9 protein-coding genes are annotated in these 11056 nt (G+C 39.1%); 8 read left to right on the top strand and 1 reads right to left on the bottom strand.

The genetic code is table 11. The features are described 5' to 3' along the window. Positions 1-89 precede the first annotated feature (89 nt). The 4 genes from HWV02_RS15280 (at position 90) to HWV02_RS15265 (ending at position 4739) form a co-directional block, all read left to right on the top strand. Positions 90-1253: a glycosyltransferase gene (locus tag HWV02_RS15280; protein WP_211676626.1), complete on the top strand. Its 1164-nt coding sequence runs from the start codon at positions 90-92 to the stop codon at positions 1251-1253. Then, positions 1250-2632, top strand: coding sequence for a lipopolysaccharide biosynthesis protein (locus HWV02_RS15275; RefSeq protein WP_211688541.1), 1383 nt, complete (start codon positions 1250-1252; stop codon positions 2630-2632). The genes HWV02_RS15280 and HWV02_RS15275 overlap by 4 nt, the downstream gene beginning before the upstream one ends. Before the next feature lie 90 nt (positions 2633-2722). Then, positions 2723-4213 carry a sigma-54 dependent transcriptional regulator gene (locus tag HWV02_RS15270; RefSeq protein WP_211688539.1) on the top strand — a complete coding sequence of 497 codons (1491 nt, stop codon included), beginning with the start codon at positions 2723-2725 and terminating at the stop codon, positions 4211-4213. Between the two features lie 97 nt (positions 4214-4310). Further along, entirely contained in the window at positions 4311-4739 is a 429-nt protein-coding gene (locus tag HWV02_RS15265) for a tetratricopeptide repeat protein (protein ID WP_211676623.1), read from the top strand. 210 nt (positions 4740-4949) lie between these two features. Here HWV02_RS15265 and gltS read toward each other — a convergent pair whose 3' ends face one another. After that, complete coding sequence (gene gltS, locus HWV02_RS15260) at positions 4950-6173, bottom strand: sodium/glutamate symporter (protein WP_211676622.1); 1224 nt, start codon at positions 6171-6173, stop codon at positions 4950-4952. A gap of 590 nt (positions 6174-6763) precedes the next feature. Between gltS and HWV02_RS15255 the strand changes: the two genes are divergently transcribed. The 4 genes from HWV02_RS15255 to HWV02_RS15240 all read left to right on the top strand — a co-directional run bounded on the left by HWV02_RS15255 (position 6764) and on the right by HWV02_RS15240 (position 11056). Beyond that, positions 6764-8926 (top strand): TonB-dependent hemoglobin/transferrin/lactoferrin family receptor, encoded by a 2163-nt coding sequence (locus HWV02_RS15255; RefSeq protein ID WP_211688537.1) that lies wholly within the window; start codon positions 6764-6766, stop codon positions 8924-8926. Between the two features lie 179 nt (positions 8927-9105). Continuing rightward, positions 9106-9870, top strand: a complete 765-nt coding sequence (locus tag HWV02_RS15250) for an energy transducer TonB (RefSeq protein WP_211688535.1) — start codon at positions 9106-9108, stop codon at positions 9868-9870. A 2-nt stretch (positions 9871-9872) separates the two neighbouring features. After that, complete coding sequence (locus HWV02_RS15245; protein WP_255550375.1) at positions 9873-10646, top strand: MotA/TolQ/ExbB proton channel family protein; 774 nt, start codon at positions 9873-9875, stop codon at positions 10644-10646. Then, entirely contained in the window at positions 10643-11056 is a 414-nt protein-coding gene (locus tag HWV02_RS15240; RefSeq protein WP_211688533.1) for a biopolymer transporter ExbD, read from the top strand. Before HWV02_RS15245 ends, HWV02_RS15240 begins: the two co-directional genes overlap by 4 nt.

Raw genomic sequence — 11056 nt, 5'->3', positions numbered from 1 at the left:
ACGGTAGACCAGTCTAAAATTCACTTCCACAATGCCAATATCATTATTATTTCTATACTTAGGTTAACTTTTTTGCTTAAGGTATCGCAATGAAACATATCGCGATTGTTGTTCCAGAATTTCCTATTGCCTCAGAAACGTTTGTTGTTACTGAGATACAGGCCTTAGCAAAGGCGGGGCACAGGGTTACGGTATTTTGTTTTATTAAGCGAGAGTTAGCCATTACATTACCTCAAAACGTCAGTGTGATTGATGTAAACAGTGCGTCAAATAGGGATGTCTCAAAATTTGTAGCCAAAAGGCCATTCGCAATGGTCAAGGCATTGATGTGTGCTCAAAATCAGCATGCAATTTCAACCAAGTCATTATTGCTGTATGGGGCAAAACTGGCTTATCTTGCCAGTAAGTCTTGCTGTGATCATTTTCATTGCCATTTTATGCATTGTAGTTTGGCTTATACCTTGGTTGCAGCCCGCTGGCTTGATATTGCTACGTCGAGTGTTGGTCATGGTCATGATGTATATGTGAATAATGATGATATTCAGTTCAAGTTATCTGCTTGTGATTTTAATATTGCGGTATGCCAAAGTATGGTTGATACATTTGAGAGGCTAGGGGCTAAGCATACCCATCTTTTGCACAGTGGAGTTGATCTCTCTCAATTTATTGCTCACCCTGCACCTGTCCATAAAAAACTCGAGCTCCTTTTTGTCGGTCGGTTAGTCGAAAAAAAAGGCGTTGTATACGCTCTACAGGCGCTTGCTTTAATTGCTGAAAACCAACGTCCTCATTTAGATATTGTAGGTCAAGGGCCATCACAAAAACAATTATATGACTTGGTTAAAAAACTAAAGTTGAAGGCATTTGTACGCTTACTTGGTTACCGTTCTCCACATTGGATAGGACGGGAAGGCGCTAATTATGATGGCTTTGTTGCGCCGTTTTGTACTTCGGAAGACGGGGACCGCAATACGGAACCTATGGTCTTAAAGGAGGCTATGGCGATGGGGTTACCTGTGATCACGAGCGATGTGATGGGCTGTAGTGAAATCGTGACCAAAGATACCGGTTATATTGTTGCGCCGAAGGACACTATCGCGCTAAAACTCGCGATTGAAAGCTTTATGCAATGCCAAAATAATGTCAGGGAACAGATGAGAGTATTAGCAAGGCAGCGCGTTGAACAATGCTTTAACGCGCAAGTACAAGCTCGTCGTTTATCTCATTTAATTGAAGGAACCAGAATTAAATGAATAGTCTGAGAGAGATGTTTATTTATGGTTTTGGTATCTTTCTACTTAAAGGATTGGGTTTCATTATGATGCCCATTGTCACCCGGATATTAACGCAAGTTGAATACGGAGAGCTTAATTTTTTAGTCAGTATTGCGTCGATGATAAGTTTGTTCCTGACGCTAGGGCTTGGTGATGTATTATTTCGTTTTGCGAGTAGCCAAGTGCAAGAAGATAATGCGGCGGTAATGCGCCAATGCTTTCGATTATCACTCTTGTGTGCGGTTATATTTCTTGGTCTTGCTTTACCTTTAAGTGGTGTGATCATGACGTGGCTACCTGTTAGCTTACGTTTATTTGATCTGCAACTATTACTCATTAGCCTATCTTTATCTTCATTACTCACTGTGCCGTACTGCTATTTTAGAATGACACATCGCGCTCTGCCCTTTATGTTCTTTTCGATTGTGCAAGGCGGGCTACAAACCACGCTGTCGATAGTGTTACTTTTATCTGGTTATGGTGTCACGGGGATGATGTTATCGAGTGCGATTAGTAGTTCGGCAGTCGCAGTTGGGGTGTTGATCTATTTCCGTCGCCACTTACAAGGTCAGCGTGCTTCTTTTTCAATTCAGCATTATCGTTATATTGCATTTATTGTTTGCTCGGGTATTTTTGTGTACGGCCTTAATGGGGCTGAGAATTGGCTGGTGGTTATTCATCTAGGTAAGCAACAGTTAGCTATATTTTTTGCCGCAGGACAGTTTGGACTGATGATATCAGTCGCGTTTGAACCCTTTCGTATGTGGTGGTATGCGCGGCGTTTTCAGGTTCATGATATAGACCCAAAACAAGGCGCTAAATATGCAATGTTAGGTGTACAAATTGGCATGTTGTTAGCCGGAAGTATGTTATTCATGGCGCCGATTTTGATGGATGTAATGCTCCCAGACAGTTACCGAAATAGCGTTAGTTTGATCCCTTGGATGTGTTTGATTATGGCGTTACGTTTTCATTCTGAATTGTTGAATATCGGCTGTTTTTTAAAGAGAAATGCGCAATGGACATCGATTATTGATGGCGTGTGTGCATTACATTTGGTGCTCATTGGTTACTGGACTATTGGTGAATTTGGGGTTACTGGTTTATTGCTGACAATGGTATTCACTGTATTCATTCGCGGTGTGCTGTTTTATGTGATAAGTCAGCGATTGGTTTACTTATCTTATTCTAAATCACACTTATTTATTTCGTGGCTAGTTTTTATTATTTTATTGCTTGTGCACATTAGCAAAGTTGATGGTTATCGTGTGATTGAATTTATTCTTCTCGCGATAAATACATTATTATTAGTATATTTTCATCGGGATTTATGGCGTGATTTAGAATTGACGGCATAGCGAAGATATATATCACTAATTTTGAATTCGTGACTAAAGTTAGAATATTAAGGTATGTGCCATAGCGTTGGCATGACAAGGAGTCCTTGTATGGAGTTTACTGCGTTATTAGTTGAAGACAGTGCTTCTGTAGGTGCTATTTACAGTACTTACTTGCGTACTGAAGGAGCCAAGGTTACTCATGTTCAATCAGGGCGAGATGCACTTGCCGAGCTTACTCGATGGCAACCTGATTTACTGATTTTAGATATCCAATTACCTGATATGTCAGGTATGGATATTTTGATAACTGTGCAGCAACGACACCCTGATATCAGCATTATTATGATTACGGCTTATGGCTCGATTGATATTGCGGTCGATGCAATGCGCGCTGGCGCATTTGATTTTTTGGTTAAACCTTTTGATGCGAAGCGTCTTTCAATTACAGTACGTAATGCGATTAAGCAGCGGAATTTAATTAATTTGGTTGCCAATTACGAAAATAGTTTACCTAAAAATAATTTTCAAGGTTTCATTGGGGAATCACTCGCAATGCAGGCGGTATATAAAACGATTGATTGTGTCGCGAGCAGCAAAGCGTCTGTCTTTATCGTCGGCGAAAGTGGGACAGGTAAAGAAGTTTGTGCGCAAGCTGTTCATGATTGTGGTATACGAAAAACGAAACCTTTTGTTGCACTTAATTGTGCTGCGATACCTAAAGAATTGATTGAAAGCGAAATTTTTGGTCATATGAAAGGTGCGTTTACAGGTGCAACATCTAATCGTGATGGCGCAGCAACTCGCGCCCACGGTGGGACGCTTTTTCTTGATGAAATATGCGAAATGGACCTTGATTTACAGAGTAAGTTATTACGCTTTATTCAAACCGGCGTATTTCAACGTGTTGGTGGGTCACAAGAAGAGCATGTTGATGTGCGTTTTATTAGCGCAACCAATAGACAACCTTGGAATGAGGTGTCGGCAGGCAGATTCCGTGAAGACCTTTTTTATCGTTTACATGTGATCCCCATTGAGTTACCCCCTTTACGTATGCGTAATAATGATTGTCTTATAATTGCTCAGCAATTACTGAATGACTACAGTATTGAAGAGGGCAAAAAATTTAAAGGTTTTGATAGTAAAGCAATCGAAATAATTACGAATTATTCTTGGCCGGGCAATGTGCGCATGTTGCAAAATGTGATTAGACAGATAGTTGTTTTAAATAATTCGGGTCTAGTAACAAGTGCAATGTTACCAATTGAAATGCTTCAAGAAAATATAGTAGATGAAGAGAAAAGAAATCCACATTTATTAGCGTTTGATGACTGTCTAAATTTATTACCTTCACGCAAGAATTTACCGACTCTGATTTCTCATGACAGTGATAATTTTAAGCCTGAGAATGTAAGACTGATTACAGAGGTAGAGGACGATATAATCCCATTGTGGCAAAGTGAAAAACAGATTATTGAAAATGCGATAGCACATTGTAATGGTAATGTGCCAAAAGCCGCAGCCTTGCTTGATATAAGTGCATCAACGATTTATCGGAAACGTCAGAGTTGGGCACAGTTATCATCAATTAATGCGAATTGATTAATGATCGAATTATATTTCGGTTTTGCACTAATTTAGCTTTACATGATAACGATTATCAAATATAAATGATAATCATTATTATTAAGGTGGTATTATGCAAACTTGGAAAGTGTTGATGGAAAATGGGGACAGTTGTTTTGATTCAAAATCTTGGCAAGATGCTGAGTTTTGTTACCAACATGCAGTCGAACAGATAAAGCAACAGTGGGAAAATGACCCTGAAAATGAAGAGCTGCTAATGGCTTGGATATCTGTTCAGCATAATTTAGCTGCAGTATATGAAGAACAAGGCCAACATTATACCGCACTACGCTATTTAGCCATGCCGCATCAGTGGATGATGTCATTATTACGTGGCGAGTTTGTATCAGACTCTTTTAAGGCATTAGCGAAACAAGGGGTCAAAGTTACTTTGATGCCGTTATTGGATTTTAGTCGTCGTCACCCTATCTGTGAATCTTGCTTTGATGCTTTACAAATATCACCCGAATGGCTTGCAGATCTTCACCCAACTATGCATTAGCCTTAATTACATTAAATAATCATTATCTGTTTATAGAATAGGGGGAATGATGAGTTTATTATGGACTGTACCTGTGATTCTGACGGTACTTTATATTATGATATGTGTTCGGCGTGCGAATCGAGTTAAGCCAAAACTGAAGTAACTTGGCTATATGAATATTTTTAGGATTATCAGGCCTGAGATTCACAGACCTGATACATCGGAAGTTTATCCAATAAAGCTGATATAACCTTGTAGGATAATCAAGTTAACAATATCAATGAAGAATGCGCCAACAATAGGCACGACCATAAATGCTTGTGGCGAAGGGCCGTAGCGTGAAACGAGCGATCCCATGTTCATTACAGCTGTAGGGGTTGCACCAAGACCAAAACCACAATGTCCGCCAGCAATAATCGCTGCATCGTAGTTTGAACCCATTATTTTAAAGGTGACAAAATACGAGAATATAGCCAGTACAACTGCTTGCACAGCTAAGATAATAAGCAGTGGTAATGCTAAATCAAAAATATTCCACAATTTAAGATTCATCAAAGCCATTGCTAAGAACAGCGATAGGGCAACGGTACCAAGGATATCAATGGCTTCACTGTTTACCTTATAAGTTTTGGTTACTTCTGTTGTGTTGGTGATTATCACGCCTAAAAATAATGCATAAACAAAGTCAGGAATTCTTAACCAAGAGATATTAAGCAGTGATACGGCTTGTTCGACATAGCCTGCACCGACAACACAAGTTAACAGAATAAATAGCGTTTCAATGACACTTTTACCTGTAATACGATCTTCTTCTAATTCATTGTAAGTGACGAGTTCAGGAAACTGTTCGTGGTGATTAGTACCTATACCATACTCGGACTCTAAATTATGTTTAGTTATGAGTCGCTGTGCAACAGGACCACCGATAATACCACCAATCACTAAACCAAAAGTCGCGGCTGCCATTGCTAATTCAAGGGTATTCATCCCGTACAAATCATAAAATGTTTGAGACCAAGCTGCCCCAGTGCCATGGCCACCTGACAAGGTGATTGAGCCCGCAATTAAACCTAGGATGGGATCAAGACCAAGCATCGTTGCTAAGCTCACACCAATACCATTTTGAATAATAATATAGAGTGATGCTACGGCTAAGAAAAGGAACACTTTCGATCCGCCTTTCAGTAGCTGAGTATAACTGGCGGCTAAACCGACAGTACTAAAGAACATGAGCATCAATGTACTTTGTAGCGGTAGTGAGAATTCAAGCGTGATATTTTGAAAATGTAAAATGGTAATGATTATTGCCACGAGCAATCCACCGACAATCGGTTCGGGGATATTGAAGCGTTGCAGTGCTGGGACTTTTTTATTAATGGTATGCCCTAAAAACAGCACTAAAAATGCAATTAAAAAAGATTCGAGTTCACCAATTGAATAAATAGTATTCATATTACCTCTTGGTTATTTATCAGTCTGATATGTTTTACTTAATTTGAAATGAATGTAAGTAAACAGATCATAGCGCTGATTTTATGATTGAAGTTGAAATTTAATACCGAGTAAATAGTGTGGTGGGATGAATCCTAACCATTGATATTCACAGCCTCATGATTGATGACCGGATTGTTTACTCTGAGCGTTAAACACTTATTAAATATATAAAAAAATATATTAAATACCTAGGTGCCATACCTAAGTACATAAACAAACTTTTACCGTTCTAAACGGCGAAATTTGTAGTGTAGCTATCTATTATGGATAGGTTAATTAAAAAATAGCGCCTGAATATAGCATATTTTCATTTTTATTCATTATTTATAGTTTAATGTTGATTCCTGAGCAACATAAATGACTAATAGTGCTTAAAAAACTGCACAAAACTTACGCGTAACATTAATTACAATAAAATACTTTATCCTAAACCCTAAATATGATCATTTAGTGCAAAGTAATCGTAAACATTAATGAGAATGATAGTAATTCTTATTTAGCTTTGTTAGTATGCTCACAAATTAGTTGTGACACTTGAAGGAAAAAACATGTCAGCTCAAATGAATATACTAACTAGCGCTATTTTACTCGCCATCTCAACAAATAGTTACGCAGCTGCTGTGACATCCCTTGATGAGGTTGTTGTCTCTGCAACGCGTACTGAGCAAAGTATTAATGATGTTTCAAGTACCATTAGTAGTGTGTCAGCGGGCAGCATTGATAAAACCATGGCTGCAGATATTAAAGAAGCCTTAAAAGCAACACCAGGTGTTGCGGTAAATGGTTCTGGTCGTTTTGGCATGTCTGGTATTAATATTCGTGGTATGGATGATAGCCGAGTAAAGATAATGGTTGATGGTGTCGCGCAGCCTGTACCTTATAACCCAGGTTCAAACGAACAGCGTAAATATCCGAGTTCAATAGAAGTGGATACGCTGCAAAGTATCGAAATAAACAAAGGTCCTTCATCTACTTTATATGGTTCTGATGCATTGGGCGGCGCAGTCGTTATGCGTACTAAAAACCCAGATGATGTACTAAAAACAGATGGTAATGAAAACGCATTTGGGATTAAAAGCGGCTATAAAAGTGTTGATAACAGCTTTAAAACGACTGGCACTTGGGCAATGCGTAAAGATAAGTTAGAAACGCTAGTGATGCTAACGTATAAAGACGCTAACGAATACGAGACACACAGTAATGGCGCGGATATAAATGGACGTGACCGCGGAGCCGCTAATCCTGCAGACCAGCAAGTGGGTAATTTACTGGCAAAAGCATTTTATCAATTAAATGATCAGCATCGTATTGGTCTGACAACTGAATATTATACCAATACATATGATGAAGATGAGCTTTCTGAAGAAGGCTATAATATGTTCCCTGGTCACCCAACCCTGGGTGATCAATATGTTTATGTAGATAATTATAATGAAGATTTGACTACACGTTTACGTGTTGGAATTGAACATGAGTGGGCCGCTAATAATGCAGTTTTTGATACCCTGGATTGGAAATTAAACTTCCAAAAAACTAATTCACTGTCTAAAAACTATGATACGACTAACAAGAATGGCCGTCGTATGCGTGAACGTGATGCGAATGACGAATCAATTCAATTTGATGCTCAGTTTGATAAATTAATTGAATTGGAAAATAGTTACCATCAGATTACTTATGGTACAAGTTTCTTACAGAACGATTTCGCGACTAAAAATGTTGATTACAAATATGATAAGAATTCGGTTCGCCCTGGCCACACTGATATGCCAGATGCGACCCTCACTCAATGGGGGGTATTTGCCCAAGATCAGGGCTTTTACTTAGATGAACGTCTGATCGTCACTGCGGGTTTACGTTATGATTCATTTAAAGCATCTCCAGAAACGAATGATGGCTTAGATACTGAATATCCAGATAGTTCGAGTGATGCATTTACGGCGAAGTTAGGCTCTGTTTACCACTTCACTGACAACTTCAGTGGTTTTACACAAATCAGCCAAGGTTTTAAAGCGCCGACTGTTTATGACTTATATTACTTCTACGATACAGGTGCTGTTATTGATGCTAATCCAGATCTGAAACCTGAATCAAGCGTGTCATACGAGATGGGTATTCGTACTCAAACCAATGCAGTTCGTACTGAACTTGTGGCATTTTATAACGATTACACAGATCTAATTGCCGAGGTTAAGTTAGGTAAAGTTGGTAATAAGGATCATTCGACTAAAGGCAATATAGCAAGTGCTGAAATCTATGGTGTTGAATTTAGTTCTACATTATTACTAGATGAAGCGATTAATGCGCCTGCAGGCATGTACAGTAAGTTTAGTATTGCTTATTTAGAAGGTTATAATAAAGATACGGATAAAGCATTAGACACTATTGCACCGTTAACAAGTGATTTAGGCTTAGGTTATGATGCCGCGAACGGTAAATTTGGTTCATTGTTAAACATTAACATGGTTGCAAGTAAATCCAACTGGGCTGATGACGCAATAGCATCTGTTGCTGGCTACACGGTTGTTGATGTTACTGCATATTATCGTCCTATCAGTGATGTGACACTGACTGCGGGTCTATTTAATGCCTTTGATAAGCAATATTGGTTATACGATGACGTAAGTAGCGTAAAACCTGGTGATAAAGGTGTTGACCGTAAAGCAGAAGCGGGCCGTAACTGGGGTATAGCTGTTGATTGGAAATTTTAATATCCGTTGATAAGCGTTAATTATAGACACGTATTTATGCATATATAAATACGTGTCTATAAAAACAACAAAGTGAAATCGTCCTGAATATTAAATGCAAATGATAATTGCTATTACCTATGATGTGAATGATAATAACTCTCATTGTCATTCCTGGTTGTTATTTAAGGACGATTAGTTTGAATTTAAACCGTTATTTAGTCGCAGGCGCGTTATCGCTAACATTGCACAGTGCAATGTTGTGGTCAGCACCTGAAAACACAACGTTTGCTATGCCAGTGGGTAGTAAATCTAATAGCGTATCAGTGAACTTTATGAAATCGCCAGTAGTCCCTGTTGTTGCTACAAAAACTAAAACGCAGCCACCAGAGAGGGTAAAGCAAGCGGAAAAGGAAAGACCTAACGTTGAGCCTAAGCCTAAAGTTAAGCCTGTCAAAAAAGCGAAACCAGATCCGGTCGAATCCGACGTAAAAAAGAAAAAGACAGCTATTCCCAAAGAACAAAAGCCTATTGTATCAAAGGCTCCTGAACCTGTAATTTCAGATAAAAAAGAACCGAAGCCGGTTAAGCCTGAAATAGTTGAACCCAAAAAAATAATCGAACCTGAGCCTAAAATAAGACAACAATCCAGTGCCGACGCAAAAGCCGGTGTGACTGATGTACCACAGTTAGTGAGTGAATCTCGTTTTTCTGAAACGCCACAACCACCAAGTTACCCTAGACTAGCAAAGCGTAAAGGGATTGAAGGAACAGTGGTATATGAAGTTTGGTTAGATGAGAATGGTAAGCAAATTAAGATAAAATTAAAAGATTCTTCAGGTACTCAAATGTTAGACAAAGCTGCTTCCAAAGCTATCGCTCAGTGGAAATTCTTACCTTATAAAATGAATGGTCAAGCTGTTGCCCATCGTGTTTATGTTCCGATAAAATTTAAACTGGATTAATCATGCCGAATTTCCCCGATTTACAAAGCCACCTAGAGTTAATGGCACAAACGTTTCTGGACCTACAAACCCAGTTAGGGTTAATGACGTTACCCTTATTATTATGTTCCGCGATCACGCTAACGATTGTACTTGAGCGCTTAGTTCAGTTATTTATCTTTACTCGGGTTGGGCCACATCGTATTGGTAAGCTTTTGAGCCAACACCAACCAAGTAATGATGCTGAATTAACACAGTTAGCTCAGAATTTAGGTAAAGAACAGGTTTTAATGAGTCGTGGTGTTGCGATGTTGATCCAACATCGTCATTTTACCAAATTGTTACGTGAAGATGCGGCTGGAATGTGGTTACAACAAAAACGTCAACAATTACGTGCTGGATTAAAACTATTGGCTTTGATTGGTGTATTAAGCCCATTATTAGGTTTATTAGGTACAGTCATAGGCTTAATCGATATGTTTAAAGCTGTCGCAGCAAGTTCGGGGGCGGTAACGCCTAACGATCTTGCTGATGGTTTAGGCATTGCAATGCATACCACGGCAGCAGGACTATTGGTGGCTTTACCGGCCATTGCGGCATCGCAATTATTAGGGCTTTGGGCTGATAAAGTGATCAATAAATTAGAACATGCGCTTAATTTTTGTAATCTGTGGTTAGAAGGATTACAACTCGAAGGTAAAGCTAACCCGGTCCGTCAGGATATTGAAGCGGTAAACTCTAGCACTAAAGAACAGAGTCATTCACCGATTAGCAACAATCGAGGCAGTGCAGCATGATCAGAATTAGCCAAGATAATGAGACAGAGAGCGTATTACCGGATTTAACCCCGTTATTGGATATCATCTTTATTGTCATGGTTTTTTTGCTGCTGACGGCGAGTATTAAGTTACAAACATTAGAAGTAGACCTACCGACTTCAAACAATGCCGTAACAAGTGAAGTTGATCATAAATCGGTGACGATTAATATCTTAGCACAAGCTCCTTATTGGGCACTGCAAGGTGAACAGTTTAGTGATTGGGAGTCCTTCACTACCGCGCTCGTGATGCAGGTTACGGATAAACCGGATGCTGAAATTGTGATAGCCTCAGATAAAACCGCTCAAATTCAGCACATGGTTAAGTTGCTTGCCTTTTTACAAGAGAATAAAATTAGTGCAACTCAGTTATTAATTGAAGAAGAGTAG

Origin of the sequence: Moritella sp. 28, assembly GCF_018219435.1 — a bacterium.
In the GTDB taxonomy this organism is placed as follows: Bacteria; Pseudomonadota; Gammaproteobacteria; order Enterobacterales; family Moritellaceae; genus Moritella.
This window is presented reverse-complemented; position numbering and strand designations above follow the sequence as displayed.